19 protein-coding genes are annotated in these 17891 nt (G+C 42.1%); 13 read left to right on the top strand and 6 right to left on the bottom strand.

The window, feature by feature from the left end; translation table 11 throughout:
- Positions 1 to 65: 65 nt before the first annotated feature.
- From remB to dnaA, 5 genes are all read right to left on the bottom strand, one after another.
- Complete coding sequence (gene remB / locus ACZ444_RS00685) at positions 66 to 344, bottom strand: extracellular matrix regulator RemB (RefSeq protein ID WP_382358026.1); 279 nt, start codon at positions 342 to 344, stop codon at positions 66 to 68.
- 15 nt (positions 345 to 359) lie between these two features.
- The gene (recF, locus tag ACZ444_RS00680; protein ID WP_382358025.1) at positions 360 to 1472 is read right to left on the bottom strand and encodes a DNA replication/repair protein RecF; all 1113 of its coding nucleotides are present in this window, start codon (positions 1470 to 1472) and stop codon (positions 360 to 362) included.
- A gap of 12 nt (positions 1473 to 1484) precedes the next feature.
- The gene (locus tag ACZ444_RS00675; RefSeq protein WP_464433493.1) at positions 1485 to 1712 is read right to left on the bottom strand and encodes an RNA-binding S4 domain-containing protein; all 228 of its coding nucleotides are present in this window, start codon (positions 1710 to 1712) and stop codon (positions 1485 to 1487) included.
- A 211-nt stretch (positions 1713 to 1923) separates the two neighbouring features.
- Positions 1924 to 3060, bottom strand: a complete 1137-nt coding sequence (gene dnaN / locus ACZ444_RS00670; protein ID WP_382358022.1) for a DNA polymerase III subunit beta — start codon at positions 3058 to 3060, stop codon at positions 1924 to 1926.
- Positions 3061 to 3242: 182 nt separating this feature from the next.
- Positions 3243 to 4589 (bottom strand): chromosomal replication initiator protein DnaA, encoded by a 1347-nt coding sequence (gene dnaA / locus ACZ444_RS00665; protein ID WP_382358021.1) that lies wholly within the window; start codon positions 4587 to 4589, stop codon positions 3243 to 3245.
- Positions 4590 to 5145: 556 nt separating this feature from the next.
- Here dnaA and rpmH point away from each other — a divergent pair.
- From rpmH to ACZ444_RS00615, 10 genes are all read left to right on the top strand, one after another.
- The gene (rpmH, locus tag ACZ444_RS00660) at positions 5146 to 5280 is read left to right on the top strand and encodes a 50S ribosomal protein L34 (RefSeq protein ID WP_382358020.1); all 135 of its coding nucleotides are present in this window, start codon (positions 5146 to 5148) and stop codon (positions 5278 to 5280) included.
- Positions 5281 to 5345: 65 nt separating this feature from the next.
- A complete protein-coding gene (gene rnpA, locus ACZ444_RS00655) occupies positions 5346 to 5690 on the top strand; it encodes a ribonuclease P protein component (RefSeq protein WP_382358019.1) in 345 nt (114 codons plus the stop codon).
- Positions 5691 to 5870: 180 nt separating this feature from the next.
- Positions 5871 to 6644: a YidC family membrane integrase SpoIIIJ gene (gene spoIIIJ / locus ACZ444_RS00650; RefSeq protein ID WP_382358018.1), complete on the top strand. Its 774-nt coding sequence runs from the start codon at positions 5871 to 5873 to the stop codon at positions 6642 to 6644.
- Complete coding sequence (gene jag / locus ACZ444_RS00645) at positions 6641 to 7258, top strand: RNA-binding cell elongation regulator Jag/EloR (RefSeq protein ID WP_382358017.1); 618 nt, start codon at positions 6641 to 6643, stop codon at positions 7256 to 7258. Before spoIIIJ ends, jag begins: the two co-directional genes overlap by 4 nt.
- A gap of 293 nt (positions 7259 to 7551) precedes the next feature.
- Positions 7552 to 8928: a tRNA uridine-5-carboxymethylaminomethyl(34) synthesis GTPase MnmE gene (gene mnmE, locus ACZ444_RS00640; RefSeq protein ID WP_382358016.1), complete on the top strand. Its 1377-nt coding sequence runs from the start codon at positions 7552 to 7554 to the stop codon at positions 8926 to 8928.
- A gap of 51 nt (positions 8929 to 8979) precedes the next feature.
- Complete coding sequence (gene mnmG, locus ACZ444_RS00635) at positions 8980 to 10872, top strand: tRNA uridine-5-carboxymethylaminomethyl(34) synthesis enzyme MnmG (RefSeq protein ID WP_382358014.1); 1893 nt, start codon at positions 8980 to 8982, stop codon at positions 10870 to 10872.
- An 18-nt stretch (positions 10873 to 10890) separates the two neighbouring features.
- Positions 10891 to 11607 carry a 16S rRNA (guanine(527)-N(7))-methyltransferase RsmG gene (rsmG, locus tag ACZ444_RS00630; protein WP_382358012.1) on the top strand — a complete coding sequence of 239 codons (717 nt, stop codon included), beginning with the start codon at positions 10891 to 10893 and terminating at the stop codon, positions 11605 to 11607.
- Positions 11608 to 11898: 291 nt separating this feature from the next.
- Entirely contained in the window at positions 11899 to 12765 is an 867-nt protein-coding gene (gene noc, locus ACZ444_RS00625; RefSeq protein WP_382358010.1) for a nucleoid occlusion protein, read from the top strand.
- A 165-nt stretch (positions 12766 to 12930) separates the two neighbouring features.
- Positions 12931 to 13704, top strand: a complete 774-nt coding sequence (locus tag ACZ444_RS00620; RefSeq protein ID WP_382358008.1) for a ParA family protein — start codon at positions 12931 to 12933, stop codon at positions 13702 to 13704.
- A complete protein-coding gene (locus tag ACZ444_RS00615) occupies positions 13685 to 14524 on the top strand; it encodes a ParB/RepB/Spo0J family partition protein (protein WP_382358006.1) in 840 nt (279 codons plus the stop codon). The genes ACZ444_RS00620 and ACZ444_RS00615 overlap by 20 nt, the downstream gene beginning before the upstream one ends.
- Positions 14525 to 14841: 317 nt before the next feature.
- On the opposite strand, the gene yyaC is transcribed toward ACZ444_RS00615, so the two are convergent.
- Positions 14842 to 15504 carry a spore protease YyaC gene (gene yyaC / locus ACZ444_RS00610; RefSeq protein ID WP_382358004.1) on the bottom strand — a complete coding sequence of 221 codons (663 nt, stop codon included), beginning with the start codon at positions 15502 to 15504 and terminating at the stop codon, positions 14842 to 14844.
- A gap of 85 nt (positions 15505 to 15589) precedes the next feature.
- On the opposite strand from yyaC, the gene ACZ444_RS00605 reads away from it, so the two are divergent.
- Genes ACZ444_RS00605 through ACZ444_RS00595 form a run of 3 tightly spaced genes read left to right on the top strand, consistent with a single transcriptional unit; the run spans position 15590 to position 17799 of the window.
- A complete protein-coding gene (locus ACZ444_RS00605; RefSeq protein WP_382358002.1) occupies positions 15590 to 16615 on the top strand; it encodes a YkvI family membrane protein in 1026 nt (341 codons plus the stop codon).
- Positions 16612 to 17589, top strand: coding sequence for a mechanosensitive ion channel family protein (locus tag ACZ444_RS00600; protein ID WP_464433488.1), 978 nt, complete (start codon positions 16612 to 16614; stop codon positions 17587 to 17589). Before ACZ444_RS00605 ends, ACZ444_RS00600 begins: the two co-directional genes overlap by 4 nt.
- Positions 17590 to 17601: 12 nt before the next feature.
- The gene (locus ACZ444_RS00595; protein WP_382357999.1) at positions 17602 to 17799 is read left to right on the top strand and encodes a DUF951 domain-containing protein; all 198 of its coding nucleotides are present in this window, start codon (positions 17602 to 17604) and stop codon (positions 17797 to 17799) included.
- Positions 17800 to 17891: the final 92 nt, after the last annotated feature.

Raw genomic sequence — 17891 nt, 5'->3', positions numbered from 1 at the left:
GCAAGCCATATGTTTTCACATACTTTAATAGGTTTTCCTTGCATCATGGGCTGTTAAAACAAACGTCACTCGATATCATCAGAATAGTCATCCAGTTTACTGATCATAGAACTCATACTGGAGCGTTTTTTAAGTGTGGGAACAGATAGTGAGCTGTAATAGATGGTATCACGGGTTACAACAACTGATTTAGCCTCATCAGCTGGTCCGTAAATTTGCTGCTGGTCAGCTTTTTTCTTGACCATGTCTTCCATAATGCTTGAGGATTTTACAATACTGTAATCAATAATCGAGACAACGTCTTCGGAGCGAATAACATTATCATTGCCAAGATGAATAAACATCCTATCCCCCCAGTATCATGTGTTGATCGTGCCCCCACTGACATGGAATAACTGTGCCTGTTCCAACGTCTGCTCATCGATGCCGTCAATCGTGGTTGTTGAAACAAATGTCTGGACTTTGCCGCGAATCGTATTTAATAAATGGGATTGCCGGAAGTCATCCAACTCACTTAAGACATCATCAAGAATCAGGACTGGATATTCCCCGACTTCATGGCATATCAGTTCAATTTCCGCCAGTTTGACAGAAAGGGCAGTCGTCCGCTGTTGCCCCTGCGAACCGTAAGTTTGTACATTTTTGGCATTGACATGAAAATGAACATCATCGCGATGTGGGCCAATCAATGTTGTACCACGTTCGATCTCCTTTGCCTGCAGTTCGCGGAATTTATTAGCATATATATCTGCCAGTTTTGCCTTAGTCATCCATTCTGATACGTCAACCGTTGGTGCATAACGTATCGTGAGCTGTTCGGATCCGTTGCTGATCCCCTCATGAATCGGGGCGGCCCACTGCCGCAGCAGATCCAAAAAAACAAACCGGCGTTCCACAAGTGTTGCAGCATGCTGCACGATTTGATCTGTTAAAACATGGAGCGTGGTTGTATCTTGTGTTTCGCGCCGTTGCAGCTGTTTTAGCAAATGGTTCCGCTGTCTCAGAATTTTTTGATACTGGCCAAGGTGATAAACGTAGGCCGGCTGAATCTGGCCAAGTTCCATATCGATAAAATGCCGTCTGATTTTGGGTTCACCTTTAACAAGTGATAAATGCTCAGGTGCAAACATGACGACATTTAAACCACCAATATAATCACTCAGCTTTTTCTGCTCCTGCCAGTTAAGTTTGGCTCTTTTGCCTTTTGCTGACAGTATAATCTCCAGCGGAATTGACTGTCCGCGCTTTGTCAGCCTGCCTTCTATTCGGGCATATTCCTGTTCCCAGCGGATCAATTCTTTTTCCCGCGGTGTCCGGTGGGATTTGGTAAAGGCAAGAACATAAATCGCCTCCATCAGGTTTGTTTTCCCCTGGGCATTTTCGCCGATAATGATATTGATTTTGTCATCAAAGGAGACTGACAGCTTTTCAATGTTTCGAAAGTTTTTTAATTGTAGCTGGTCAATATGCATGGCAATTCTCCGTTATTCACCTTTTGTAACGACGTAAACACCAATATCACCCATGTCAATAACATCATACGGATAAAGCTTTCGCCCTCTGCGGTGTTCCATTTCGCCGTTCACCAAAACACCTTCATCCTGCAGGAAAGTTTTTATCATGCCGCCTGAGTCAAATATATTCAGCAGTTTAATGCACTGACCGAGTGGTATATAGTCTGTTTCAATCGTTATTTTTTCAGGATTTTGCATCGTCATCACCAAATTTATCGTTATTCAACAATACGTTTAACTCCCGTCTATTTTACTAAAGTTTTCGTGTTATGGGAAGCGTTAGGTTCATGATTGTGGTTAAAAGTGGCAAAACGAGGCTGGACAAATTCGAAAGTTATCAATCCTAAAGACGAATCATAAGAGAATCTTTTATTCCAGCCTCGTGATATGTGGCTATACACAAATAAGCTCAGTAAGTTCTAACCGGTAAAATCAGCTGTAAGACGGAATTGTCATCAGCAGGCCTAAGTACGAATGGGCGCATGGCTCCGGTGAATTCAATGCGAACATCTTCATTTTCAATCACTTTCAGAGCATCCAGCATATACTTGGCACTGAAGGAAATCTTCAGATCATCCCCCTCAACAGCCTGGAGCTGCACTTCCTCTGAGGCCTGACCAACCTCCGGGGAATTACTTGTAATGTGTAAGTCCTGTTTATTTTCTGTCGTAAGACGTACAACATTATTGCGTTCTTCTCTGGCCAGAAGGGAAGCTCGGTCAATTGTATTAATTAAATCTTTTGTTTTTACATGAATAACTGTTTGGCTCTGTTCAGGAATAAGTCTGGCTGTCTCTGGAAAATTCCCATCCAGAAGCCTGGATAGAAAGTGCAGATGACTTGTCTGGAATAGAATCTGGTTATTCGTAATACTGATTTGGACGTTGTCATCATCGTCATCAAGCACCTTTGCCAATTCATTAAGGCTTTTTCCCGGTACAACAACATTGGAAATGCTGAATTGGGCATTCTCCATGGGAACGCTCCGTGCAGCAAGCCGGTGACTGTCAGTTGCTGTAAAGCTTAGTGTACCATCAGCAAGTTCAATATTGACGCCGGTTAATATGGGCCTTGTTTCCATTGTTGAAACAGCAAAACCTGTTTGCCTGATCAGATTCTTCAATAAGTCAGATGGAATGTCAAAGCTATTGCTGCTGGCTACTTCAGGCAATTGCGGGTACTCACCGGCATCCTGGCCATTAAGCTTAAACAGCGCTTTTCCGGACTTAATGGTTACATTAAATTTGTTATCTGTTTCAATATCAACTGTTTTTTCCGGCAGTTTCCGGACAATATCAGAAAAATAACGTGCCTGCAGCACAATACTTCCAGCCTCAATCTGTTCGACATAAACCATGCCATCGGTCTCAGCAGGTATAAATGATTCAATTGATATGTCTGAGTCACTTCCAGTCAGTGTAATCCCATTAGGACCAGCCTCAAGCTTAATGCCGCTCAAGATAGGAATAGCTGTTCTTGGTGAGATGGCTTTCATTACATCCTGCACACTAGCGATTAATTGCTGACGCTGGACGGTAAATTTCATGAGGTGAATTCTCCTTTTTAAGCATATATTAATTATTTAGTTATAAAAATACAGTCGTAGTAACAGTAGGCTTTGTGATTATGTGGATATCTCATTGCTGCGTAATGAAATCAAGGTTATACACATGTGGATAAAATGTTCACAAGTTTGCATTTTCATTCACAATATCCCCAAGTATTTAACTAAAATGATTTTAAGCCTTCTTTTAATTCCTCGATGTCTTTGTGCAGAAGGGTGTCATTTTCCATCATTTTGACAACTTTTTCGTGTGCATGAATAACGGTTGTATGATCTCTTCCGCCGAATTCCTCACCTATTTTTGGTAAAGATAAGTCGGTTAATTCACGTGCGAGGTACATTGCAATCTGCCGTGGAAAGGCAACTGATTTTGTTCGTTTTTTAGCTGCAAAATCATCTAATTTCACATCGTATTTTTCCCCGACAGCTTCCTGGATGCCATGAACCGTAATTGTCTGTGGTTTGCTGCTTGGGATAATATCCTTCAGAGCATCCGCTGCAAGCGATGCATCAATATCCTCGTTAATGAGCGAAGAATAGGCAACAACTCTGATTAAGGCGCCTTCAAGCTCCCGGATATTGGTATCGATTTGATTAGCAATATAGAGCATAACTTCATTTGGAATGTCCAGTCCGTCAGCTTTTGCTTTTTTTGTCAGAATGGCTATGCGTGTTTCCAGATCCGGCGGTGTAATATCTGTAATCAGTCCCCATTCAAAACGGGAACGAAGGCGGTCCTCAAGTGTTGGGATCTCTTTAGGCGGCCGGTCACTGGAGATAACAATTTGTTTATTATCCTCATGAAGGGCATTAAACGTATGAAAAAATTCTTCCTGTGTTGATTCTTTTCCGGCGATAAATTGAATATCATCTATTAATAGAATATCTACATTACGATATTTGTTCCGGAATTGGGTTGCTTTATTTTCCATAATGGCGTTGATAAATTCATTGGTAAATTTTTCGGATGATATATAAACAACATTGGCTTCCGGATTGTGGTCCCTTACATAGTGACCGATGGCATGCATTAAGTGCGTTTTGCCCAGACCAACACCCCCATAGACAAACAAGGGATTATAAGCTTTAGCTGGTGCTTCAGCAACAGCTAGTGATGCCGCATGAGCAAAGCGGTTTCCTGAGCCGATGACAAACGTATCAAAGGTATATTTGGAATTCAGTATTGTTTTATGAGAGTCCATCTTTTTATTTGTATCTGTTGGCACTTTCTTTTGTTGTTCATCGTCATCGGCTGGCTCCTGGCTGTCCGGGATAATAAATTGCGCTGACAGTCTGGCACCGGTTATTTCGAGTAATATGTCATTAATTAATGTTGTATAACGGCCTTCGAGCCAGTCACGTGCGAATTCATTTGGTGCCATAATGGTAAGCGTATCATTTTCCAGAGCTTTGGGTTCTGTATTTTTCAGCCAGGTTTCAAAGCTGGGTTTACTTATTTTTTCAGCAATTTTTTTTAATGCGGCATCCCAGAGTTCTTCGATGTTTTCCACTGCATGTCACCCCTTTCAATTTTAATAAATTAGATGGCTACGATAGAAAAACCCTTTCGCAAAACAGAAAGGCAATAAAAAATATAAAATTTATCTGTGCATAACTGAATGAGGACACCAATCGTTTTGTCTTCATTTATAAACGAAGTCCACAGGATTGTTGATAAATACATGAACAGGGGTGTTAATAGATATCCACAAGTTATTAACAATCTGTGGATATTGAAAGCGTCATCTAGCGTTTTACACATGTTGAAACACAAACATAATACCAGAAAAAAGTCAGCCATGCAACGGCTCTTCGACATTTGTCCACAAAGTTCAGCACTTGCGTATAAAATTTATCCACACCCTTGTATGATGTGTGTAACTTGTCGATTATTGCTGTGGATTTAGAATGAAAGGGTGACATATAAAAACAGGGCTTGTGGATGGCTTGGTAACTAATTAGAAGGCCAGTTGAAGTTGACAAGGGTCCGGTTTTATCTTTATACTATTTAAGTTACCACAAACGTGTGGTTAGAACGTTTAAATTCTTCAGGGAGGTGTATGACAAATGAAGCGACCATATCAGCCAAATAATCGCAAGCGGAAAAAAGTACATGGTTTCCGTGCACGTATGAGTACAAAAGATGGACGCCAGGTACTGAAGCGCCGTCGCCGTAAAGGTAGAAAAGTATTGTCTGCTTAGACCACTGACATTTTCAGTGGTCTTTTTTCCACTGTGACGGGGAATGCTAATAGAAGGTGATCGGATTGAAGAAAAGATACCGTGTTAAAAATAATCGAGAATTTCAATATGTGTTTAGGCAGGGCAAGTCGTTTGCTAATCGGCAGCTTGTTGTTTATTATCTGGACAAGCCTGATCAAGCGCATTTCCGCATTGGTGTATCGGTCGGTAAAAAAATCGGCAATGCCGTGACAAGAAACCAGATTAAACGTTATTTGCGGCAGGCTTTCATTGAATTGGAGGATCATGTCAAACCGTGCTATGATGTGATTATTATTGCGAGGCAGCCAACAAAGCAAATGAATTTTCATCAGGTGAAACAAAGTCTTCTTCATTTGTTGCGTAAAAAACAGCTGCTGGTGAAAAAATAGCCAAGTTTTCCGTTTTCATCTGGAATCTTGCATTTACTTAATGCTAAACTGTATAAGGATTCTTACATAGAGGTTTTATAACCGCAGCAAGCTTGAAGATGGCTGGTTTTATATGACACTGTCACTCTTCTATGCGTGCAGGCAACTCCCCGTGCTTTAAATCAGTTAGGAGGAAATAAATTGCGTAAAAAAATTTGGCTGCTCGTGGCCTTAATTGGACTGATCGCGCTTCTTTCCGGTTGTACCCAGATTAATGAGCCTATCACTTCAGAGAGTGAGGGGATCTGGAATTCATATTTTGTTTACCCTTTATCTGAAGCTATCAAATATATAGCTAACATATTTAACGAAAATTACGGGGCGGCTATTATTGTTATCACGGCCATTATCCGTCTGATCGTTTTACCGTTAAACATTAAACAATTGAAAAGCTCACAGGCGATGCAGGAGGTTCAGCCAAAGCTCCAGGAAATTCAAAAGAAATATTCTTCCAAGGACAAAAATACGCAGCAAAAATTACAGGAAGAGACAATGAAGCTATTCCAGGAGCATAATGTTAATCCGCTTGCAGGGTGTTTGCCGATTATTGTGCAAATGCCAGTATTGATTGCGCTATATCACGCAATTCGGCGTACACCTGAGATTCAGGAAGGCTCATTTCTCTGGTTTCAGCTGGGCTCACCGGATCCGCTGCATATTTTGCCATTTATAGCAGGTGCCGCCATGTTCTTGCAGCAAAGATTGATGATGAGCGGCAATCAGGGTGCTGCGCAAAACCCGCAAATGAAAGTTATGATGTACATCATGCCTATTATGATTATGGTCATTGCGTTTATCTTTCCGTCAGCACTTGCATTATACCTGGTCGTGAGTAACGTGTTCATGGTTGCTCAGACACTTTTCATTCGTAAGCCCATGATGAAAAAGCAGGAAAATGGGGGAAGTAAAAAGTGAAGGAAATAACTGCTAGTGGGCAAACGATTGCGGAGGCGGTTCAATCAGCATTAGAGCAGTTAAACACCACGCGGGACCATGTTAACATTGAGGTTATTGATGAAGGTAAAAAAGGCTGGCTGGGTGTGTTTGGCTCCAAACGGGCCGTTGTCAGAGTAACAATGGAAGAGAATCATATTAAAACGGCAGAGATTTATCTGCAGAGTATCACGGACAAGATGAATGTAGCGGTCGACGTAACCACTGCTGTATCGGGCAAGCATGTTACATTTGATTTATCCGGTGATAAAATTGCTCTGTTAATCGGCAAGCGTGGCCAGACGCTCAACGCTATTCAATATCTAGTCGACCAAGTGGTGAATAAGAATTCTGGGACATCTTACAACGTAACGGTAGATGCAGAAGGTTACCGTGGCCGCCGGCATGATGCACTTGTTGGTCTTGCTAAGAAAACGGCAGATCAAGTGAAGCGACAGCACAGTCAAGTGGCTCTTGATGCCATGCCTTCCTTTGAACGTAAAATTATCCATAATGCTTTACAGAGTGACCCGCACATTTCAACGACTTCAGATGGGGCTGAACCCTATCGATGTGTTGTGATCAACCCAGCTTAAACGAAGCTAAAGCCGAGGATGGGGTATAGGGAGACTTATCAAGCTTAGAATGAATCATGTTTGATAAAAGCCTCTTTTGTCCCGTCCTCTTTTTTGCTATTTATAAAGAGAGCATGCCCATGATTAAAGGGTGTTTATCCACATGTGGATAAACACCCTTTAATTTCAGGCCGAATTAACACTGTGGATAAGTTTATTTTTTGGCTAATATATGATATTCTATGGTATTGTCAGTGAATAAATAATGTGTTAGTTATAGATAAAATCTGACGGACAGAATGGGGGGTGAGATGATGGAAACAGACACGATAACAGCAATCTCGACACCCGTTGGCGAAGGGGCGATTTCGATTGTCCGTTTAAGCGGTGAGGAAGCCATTCCTGTGACATCCGGACTATTTCAAGGGAAAAACTTGCTTGAAGTCGCGTCACATACGATTCACCACGGTAAAATTATTGAACCAAAGACCAATGATGTGGTGGAGGAAGTCATGGTTACGGTTATGCGGGGACCTAAAACGTTTACCCGTGAAGATGTCGTGGAGATTAATTGTCACGGTGGCATGGTCGCAGTTAACCGTGTGCTGGAAATTGTGCTTGAGCAAGATGTGCGGATTGCGGAGCCAGGTGAGTTTACTAAACGGGCTTTTTTGAATGGCCGGATTGATCTGTCTCAGGCAGAGGCTGTTATGGACTTAATCCGTTCTAAGACGGATAAAGCAATGGATGTCGCTATGAAACAGATGGATGGTCATCTGTCTGAATTAATCAGGCGTCTCAGGCAGGATCTTTTGGAGACTGTTGCTCAAGTGGAAGTGACAATTGATTATCCCGAATATGACGATGTCGAAGAATTGTCTCATAATATGATGCAGACGAAGACGCAAGAAGTCTATAAAGAGATTGACCACTTGCTGGAGGTCTCCAGGCAGGGAAAAATTTTACGAGAGGGGCTGTCAACAGCGATTATTGGCCGCCCGAATGTTGGTAAATCATTATTAATGAATACGCTCGTGCAGGAAAACAAGGCGATTGTTACAGAGGTGCCTGGTACGACTCGCGACATGATCGAGGAATATGTCAATGTACGCGGTGTACCGCTTAGACTGGTTGATACAGCAGGCATTCGCGAAACTGAGGACATTGTGGAAAAAATCGGTGTTGACCGCTCACGCCAAGTGCTTAGTGAGTCAGATCTGACCTTGTTTGTGCTTAATTATAATGAGGAACTGACTGATGAAGATCGTCAATTGTTTGAAGCTGTCCAAGGAATGGACTATATTGTTATTATTAACAAAACTGATTTGGAGCAAAAGCTTGATATGGATGAGGTTAACCAGCTGGCAGAGGATAAACCAGTCATCACGGCTTCGTTGATTCAAGAGAAAGGTATCGATGAACTGGTTTCAGCTATTGCTTCGATATTTTTCGCCGGTGACATTGAGACAGGTGATATGACCTATGTCTCGAATGCTCGTCATATTCAATTGCTGAAACAATCGAAGCAAGCACTGGAAGACGCTATGGAAAGCCTTGAGCTGGCGATGCCTCTTGATATTGCACAAATTGACGTAAGACGTACGTGGGAACTTCTCGGCGAAATTATTGGTGATACAGCCAGTGACAGTCTGATTGATCAGCTGTTTTCGCAGTTCTGCCTGGGTAAATAAAGGCCTGGCAGCATATAAGAATCAGTACAACAAACAGAAAGGGTGAAAGAGATGGTCTATGACGCCGGGCATTATGATGTCATTGTCGTTGGAGCCGGTCATGCTGGAGTTGAAGCAGGTGTCTCTGCAGCCAAGATGGGTGCCAAAACGTTAATGCTGACCCTGAACCTGGATATGGTTGCTTTTATGCCGTGCAATCCGTCACTTGGCGGTCCGGCAAAAGGAATTGTCATTCGTGAAGTGGATGCACTTGGCGGTGTGATGGGTAAAGTCATTGATAAAGCACACATCCAAATGCGTATGCTGAACACACGGAAAGGACCTGCTGTGCAGGCTTTGCGGGCACAGGCAGATAAGCCGTTATATATTAAAGAAATGAAGCATGTCTTAGAAAATCAGGAAAATTTGACTCTAAGACAGGGCATGGTCAATGAGCTGATTATGGAAAACGGTGAGTGCCGCGGCGTTCTCACCGAGACAAAAGCTGCTTATTATGCTGATCAGGTCATTATCACAACAGGCACCTTTATGCGTGGTAAAGTGCTGATGGGGGACCTCGAGTATGAAAGTGGCCCGAATAATCAGCGCGCCTCGATTAAACTGGCTGAAAATCTGGACAGCATGGGCCTTAATTTAACACGTTTTAAAACGGGCACACCTCCAAGAGTCAACAGCCATTCAGTCGATTATTCACAAACGGAGGAGCAGCCAGGTGAACCAAGACTGCAAAGCTTTTCCTATGAAACAACAGATTATTTAGCGGATCAGATTCCGTGCTGGCTGACGTATACCAATGAGTTTACCCATCAGGTTATTAACGACAACTTGACGTCGTCATCTATGTACTCCGGTATGAAACGGGGAACTGGTCCACGTTATTGTCCTTCAATTGAAGATAAAATTGTCAGGTTCCATGATAAGCCGCACCATCAGATTTTCCTGGAGCCAGAAGGAAGAGATACGGAAGAAGTATACGTCCAGGGTCTGTCAACATCTTTGCCGGAAGAAGTGCAGCATGAGATGGTCAAAACGGTTCCTGGATTAGAAAATGCCGAAATTATGCGGATGGGGTATGCGATTGAGTATGATGCTGTTGTGCCGACACAATTATGGCCAACCCTTGAATTGAAAGCTGTTCCTGGGTTGTTTACAGCAGGACAGATCAATGGCACATCCGGCTATGAAGAAGCAGCTGCTCAAGGAATCATGGCTGGTATTAATGCGGCCGCTAAGGTTACCGGCCGGGACCCGCTTGTTCTCGACCGCTCACAGGCCTATATTGGCGTTCTCATTGATGATCTTGTGACAAAAGGGACAAAAGAACCTTACCGTCTGCTGACATCGCGGGCTGAGTATCGTTTGCTTCTGCGTCACGACAATGCCGATTTACGTCTTACGAAAGTTGGTTATGACTACGGCCTGATCAGCGAGGAACGGTATAGTCAATTTGTCGAGAAAAAACGCCTCGTTGAACAAGAAAAAGAACGCTTGGCTAAAATCACGCTTAAACCGGAGCCAGCTGTTCAGCAAATGCTCCAGGAAGCAAATAGTTCCCCGCTTAAAGAGGCTGATAATGCTTATAAAATGCTAAAACGGCCGGAAATCACTTATGCTATGCTGGAGAAAGTCATTGAATCAGATGAATTGCTGCCCGACGTTGTTAAGCAGCAGACAGAAATTCAAATTAAGTATGAAGGCTATATTAAAAAAGCCAATGAGCAAGTTGAGCGGATGCTTAAAATGGAAAACAAAAAAATTCCGGATAATCTGGATTATGACGCTATTGACGGCCTCGCGTACGAAGCTAAAGATAAACTCAAAAAAGTCCGTCCGCTTTCGGTCGGGCAGGCATCACGCATTGCCGGCGTCAATCCGTCTGATGTTTCGATTCTGCTTGTCTATATTGAGCAGGGCAAGATCGCTCGTACAGCCACTGCTAATTAGCATTAAAGGAGTTTATTCATGAAACCTGACCAATTTGTCCAGGCTCTGTATGACTATGGAATTCATTTGAATAAAACGCAGCAGAAGCAGTTTGCTGATTACTTTCAAATATTGGTAGAATGGAACGAAAAAATTAATTTAACAACACTGACAGCAGAAGAAGATGTCTACTTGAAACACTTCTATGATTCACTTTCAGTCGCGTTTTATTACGATTTTACCGGAAGCTTGTCAGTTTGTGATGTGGGTGCCGGGGCTGGATTCCCTGGTATCCCTCTAAAAATATGTTTTCCGGAGCTTAAATTGACAATTGTTGACTCATTAAAAAAGCGCATTCATTTTTTGGATTATTTAGTTGATCAGCTTAATTTGCAAAATGTTGCTGTTTACCATGATCGGGCGGAAGCGTTTGGAAGGCAGAAACAATTTAGAGAGTCATTTGATTGCGTTATTTCCAGAGCTGTTGCACGAATGCAGGTATTAAGTGAATTGTGCTTGCCTCTGACTAAACGGAATGGTGAATTTCTCGCTATGAAAGGATCACAGGGAACTGTCGAGTTGAATGATGCAAGGCAGGCTATAACGACTCTGGGTGGAATCGCGGATACGCCCCACACATTTTATTTACCGGAGGAGAAAAGTATTCGTTCTATTATTACCATACATAAACAAAAAGAAACACCTAAAAAATATCCGCGAAAGCCAGGGATCCCCAATAAAGAACCTCTTAATTAATACTGGATTTGATGCCTGATAATGGACAAAGGATGTTCCAGGCATCACTTTCAGCTGCCAGCTTATTATTTTTCTATGACGATTTTATACTCATTCATGTCTATCTGTGGTAGAATAAAGTTAACGTTTGCCGGTACAGGCCAATGATCAGGAGGCCATAACAAATTGATGCACTTATCGTTTAGTTAATCAATTTTGATATGTTCCACGTGAAACATACCATGTCGTTCACATAAAAGGGGATATGATGGTTTTGCATAAAGAGCATGAGTTTAAAGGTGGTGTTTGCTGGTGGTAAGTCCATTGAACCGCATATTCGGGATGGGAGATAAAAATGAAGAAACAACACCGATGGAGGAAAACTACCAGGCAGATGAAGTAATTGAGCTTTCAACTGATAACATTGTACCTAATAGATTTCAGCCAAGAGCGGTATTTAATGATGAAAGATTACAGGAGCTTGCGCAAACGATTCATACACATGGTATGATTCAGCCAATTGTCGTTCGTGAGATTGAAGAAGGCAGTTATGAGCTAATAGCTGGTGAACGCCGGTGGCGAGCTGCTGAGAAGCTGGGGTGGGAGACAATACCAGCCATCATACGCGGTATGACGGATACAGAGATTGCGTCGGTTGCACTGATTGAGAACCTGCAGCGCGAAGAGTTAACAGTTATTGAAGAGGCTAGTGCTTATAACAGTTTATTGGAACTGCATTCGTTAACCCAAGAAGCACTAGCGCAGCGTCTCGGAAAGAATCAGTCAACGATTGCCAATAAAATACGATTGCTTAAGCTTCCGGAACAAGTGCAAACAGCAATAATGGATAAACAAATTACGGAGCGGCATGCACGAGCATTAAGCAAGGTGGATGATCCCGATAGACAGATTCAGGTGCTTGAGCATGTTTTAGAAAAAGAATTAAATGTTAAACAGACAGAAGAATACGTTCAAGCACAAAATCAGCCGGTTGAGAAGCCCAAATCCGCCGAGAAACAGCCTAAACGCAAAGGTGTTAGTAAGGATATTCGGATTGCTATGAATACGATCCGTCAGTCACTGGATATGGTTTCCGATACAGGCATAGATGTTGAAACAGACGAAGAAGATATGGATGATTTTTATCAAATAACGATTAAAATACCGAAAAAGAAATAAGAGGCAGACAGCCTGATATGGACTGATGAAAGGCCATTCATCTTTTTAGATAGTGAAGATGAGTGGTTTTTACATATCAGAAATCTAGTAAATTATTTATTTTAATAGCCCTTCACAAGGAAAAAGTGGTAGAATGATATTGAGAGATGTTAGGTAGGTGACAGCATGGGAAAAATAATATCCATTGCCAATCAAAAAGGTGGCGTGGGGAAAACAACATCAGCCGTAAACTTGAGTGCGAGTCTCGCCCACATGGATAATCGCGTATTAGTTGTTGATACTGATCCGCAGGGCAACGCGACTAGCGGCGTAGGCATTAATAAAGCTGATATGGATCAGTGTATTTACAATGTTCTGGTGGAAGATCTGCCTGCCGAGAACGTATGCGTAGCGACACAAGTTAAGAATTTAGACATTATACCTGCCACTATTCAGCTTTCCGGTGCGGAAATTGAATTAGTATCAACGATATCGCGCGAAATTCGTCTGCAGAAAGCTCTGGAAAGTCTTAAACCGTTATATGACTATATTATTATTGACTGTCCGCCTTCTTTAGGATTGTTGACACTTAACGCTTTAACATCGGCGGATACGGTTCTTATTCCTGTTCAGTGTGAGTATTATGCCCTGGAAGGACTCAGTCAGCTGCTAAATACAATACGCTTGGTTCAAAAACACCTGAACAAATCACTTATGATTGAGGGTGTTCTGCTGACAATGCTTGATGCACGGACAAATCTTGGTCTTCAGGTGATTGAAGAAGTGAAAAAATATTTTCAGGATAAAGTCTATCAGTCGGTTATACCACGGAATATACGGCTGGGAGAGGCACCGAGTCATGGCGAACCTATAATAACGTACGATCCAAAATCCAAGGGTGCTGAGGTATATCTTGAACTGGCAAAGGAAGTGATCAGTCATGGCGAGAGGGTTGGGTAAAGGAATTAATGCATTTTTTCCTTCTGAACTGGAGGAAACAAGTGAAGACGCTGTGCAACAAGTACCTGTAAACGAGTGCCGGCCAAATCCCTATCAGCCGCGTAAGTCCTTCAGTGCAGATGCGATTGAAGAATTAAAGGATTCGATACTGGAATATGGAATTGTCCAGCCACTGATTGTCCGTGAAAGTATTAAAGGTTATGAAATTGTTGTCGGTGAACGCCGCTTCCGTGCTGCGAAAAAGGCTGAACTGGAAACAATGCCTGCCATTGTTAAAAAATTATCCGATAATAAGATGATGGAAGTTGCCTTGCTGGAAAATTTGCAGCGCGAAGATTTAACAGCAATAGAAGAAGCATATGCCTATCATAATTTAATGAATGAGTCAGGCATGACACAGGATGATCTATCCAGACGATTGGGTAAAAGCCGGTCCCACATTGCTAACACAGTTAGATTGCTGGCATTGCCAGAAGAAGTGATGACATCCATTAACAATGGTGAACTGTCGATGGGGCATGGGCGTGCCTTGCTCGGCCTGCAAAACGAAGAACAGATCATGTTCCTTTTCAGAAAAATACTTAAGGAAAAATTGAATGTCCGTCAGGTGGAGGATCTGATCGTCAATATGGACGAACAGCCAAAAAAGAAAAAGACTAAACCCAAAAAAGATGTATTTCTTCAAGAGCGTGAATCTGTTTTGCGTGACCGGTTAGGTACAGCTGTCTCAATTAATCAGGGAAAACGCAAAGGTAAAATAGAGATTGAATTTTACTCTAATGATGATCTCGAGCGTATTCTAGAAACATTGGATCACTAGTTAAGATAAGATGGTTAGCTGCCATTTAAGCTGGTTGCTATAGGCCTTCTGACTGCAATGAACATCAATATTAAGATAGGACTGACTGCTGCGTTACTAGGCTGTCAGTCTTTTTTACGGCCTAAACTTTTTAGAGACGAATCATCGACTTTTCATTTGTGCAGCTGATTATATGTTGAGCCTTGTACAATGCGTGCTGATTTAACTGGGATATAGGTATAGAAAATGTTTCATGTGAAACAAATACCTGTAAGGAAAGAAATCTGAATCGAATTATCATATATGTGACAGACAGAGTAGGGCAGACATCGTTCCGTTTATAATGGATGATTGTCTGCCTTTTGGTTTGATTGCCAGTAAATGTCTTGTTGATAATTAAAGCTATGTTGTGTCAGAACAGTCGGAACTGAACGTGTATACGTTAATTTCTGGTCAATTGTTTCCAATATGGCTGCTATTTTTTGTGCCATCTGAACAACGAGTGCAAGTCTTGTATTCTGCAATGTTGCATGTTCCATAAAGCCACTGATATTGACGACGCCTGTCATATGAATATCTCCAATGGACGGAAGTTTTTTATTTAAAGCTGCTCCTGGGCTCACGGCCCCCATACTCGTCATAATCGTCCCAACAGAAGCTGGTTTACCAAGAGAGGCATCGACAGCAATAATATAGGGATTTTTATGCCAATAATGAATGTGCTGTATATAATCCACTATATTTGTTGCATGGACAGGGTTTGTTAAGGTGCCATACAGATGCAGGTGCCTAAGTTTCATGTCAGCAAGATGTGAACCAGCCAATGGCCCCAGTGCATCCCCCGTAGAACGGTCTGTACCGATGCATATAACAACATATTCTCTGGGAACGGATGGGAACCAGGAAGTTGTGCGATCGGTTATCTTGTCCACGAGCAGTGAATCCGTATGGTGAATTTGCAGTTTTTCCTTCTTAGAAACGAAACGATTCATGAGATTCATAGCTTATCCTCCACAGACATATTGATATTAGTATACGGAAAAAATGATAAAACTATACATTGATGAGCGTAATGGGGGAGAATTCATGTTGAATGCAGGCGTGAAATGGATGTTTTTAATCATCGGTGCTACTATTGGGGCTGGGTATGCATCGGGACAGGAGTTATGGCAATTTTTTGGTTATGAAAGTGGACTGGCTATTCTGCTATTCGCTGTATTTTTCTCGGTGAGCTGCTATGTGATTATGAATGTCAGCTATCATCAAGCATCAAATGACTATTTGCCAGTGCTTCAAATAATCGTTGGAAAACGATTGAGTAAACTGTATGACGTTATGATATTTTTATATTTATCGGCGACAACTGTTGTTATGATTGCCGGAAGTGGTGCGACTGGACAGGCCTTTAATATTCCGTTCTGGTGGGGCGTTCTGTTTATGGCGGTGACTTTGATTATTTTGTTTTTTAGGGATATCAGCGGATTGCTTACTGTGAATCAGCTTGTTTTACCCTTGCTGCTGGGCGGTTTATTGTTCGTTTTACTGTTATTCATTAAGGATCAGGAGCTGAACCCGTTTGCTTACATCAATGAACAGCGCAATTGGACAGCCGCATTTCCTTTTACAGCACTTAATATATTGCCGTTAATTGCTGTACTGGGGGCCGTCGGTCATAAGGTTAAATCAAAGCGGGAGATTTATATTGCTGCCATCGGAAGTGGTCTTATTTTAGGAATCCTTTCGTTCATTTATAACAGCAGTTTAATTCAGATTGCTGATGAATTGCTTCTTTATGAAATTCCGCTGTTTGCAATATTAAACCATTACTCTTTTAAAATATTGATCGTTATGACAATTCTGTTATGGTTTGCAATCTTTACAACGGCTGCTTCCGGGATACTGGGAATGGTGACGAGGATTCAAAGTATGTGGAATGCACCAACGTGGATGCTTGCCGCTCTCAGCATCGCCGTTATGATTCCTTTGACAACGCTTGGTTTTTCAACATTAATCAATTATATTTACCCGGTATATGGGATTTTGAATTTGTATGTTTTAACACGATTGTTGTTATATCCGCTTTGGCGCCATAAAGTTGAGGAGCAGCTATGACGTACTTTGCTTTTCATAATCCTTTCGGTGTTGTAGAATCGATTTATCGATTGACTGCCGGAGGGTTACATGTGAATTTTATTCTGCAGGAATTTCAGGAACTATGGGACTATATCAGCGGTGCTAAGTTTTGGATGGAAGCCGCTGAGAATATTCTTCAGGCCATTGTCATACTGGCCGTGGCCATATTAATAATCCGGATAGGCAACCGGGTTATTAATCGGCTGTTTGAGTCGCGCGCACGCCAATCTCTGCGTATTACAGAACGGCGTGAAGTTACGATTAAAAAACTGATTCAGAACGTATTGAGATATACCGTCTACTTTATGGCATTTATTATGATTTTGGATGGCGCTTTCGGTTTACCGATTAAAAGTTTACTAGCTGGTGCTGGTGTTGCCGGTGTTGCGATTGGCTTTGGCGCTCAAAATCTGGTGCGGGATATTATTTCTGGTTTCTTTATTATATTTGAAGACCAATTTTCAGTTGGTGATTATGTTTATATATCCGGCGTGGAAGGTTATGTGGAGGAAATCGGTGTCCGTACGACTAAAATTATGAGCTGGACTGGTGAACAGCACGTCCTCCCCAATGGCAATGTGACTCAGGTGACCAATTATTCAGTTCATAACGGTCTTGCCATCGTTGACGTTAATATACCTTATGAGAATGATGCTGATCTTGCAGAACAAATTATTGAGGATGTTTCTGCGACATTGCCTGCTTCTTATGAGGAGATTATTAATCTGCCAGAAATTATGGGTGTGCAATCTCTGGAAACGTCGCATTACGCAATCCGAGTGAAGGCAGAAACACTCCCATCCTATCAATGGGCAGGCGCACGGATTATTCGTAAAGAAGTGAAAGAAGTCCTTTATAAACAAGGTATTCAAATACCAGCGCCGCGTCTGGTTATGTACACGCGTGACGAGGAACCGGCATCGTCGAGTGACGAGCGGCAGCGTGACATGTGAGGAGGATTTGATATGGTGGATAAAGAATTCGGCATTAATGATGTTGTCCAAATGAAAAAGCCGCATCCATGCGGCGAAAATCGCTGGAAAATTGTCCGTATGGGTATGGATATCCGGATCAAATGCTTGGGTTGTCAGCACAGTGTTATGATCCCACGCAAACAATTCACTAAAAAGTTAAAAAAAGTAGTGGAACATGCCGAAACTTAAAAATTAGTGTAAAATGCCGTTTTAGTCTTCTAAACGGCTATTTTTTTGTATCTGGGGAAGCAAGAATAATGAAATTAGGCCAATGGCGGGGG

It is taken from the genome of Lentibacillus kimchii (assembly GCF_055381965.1).
The sequence above is the reverse complement of the archived record's forward strand: the minus strand, read 5'-3'. Positions and strand labels throughout refer to the sequence as shown.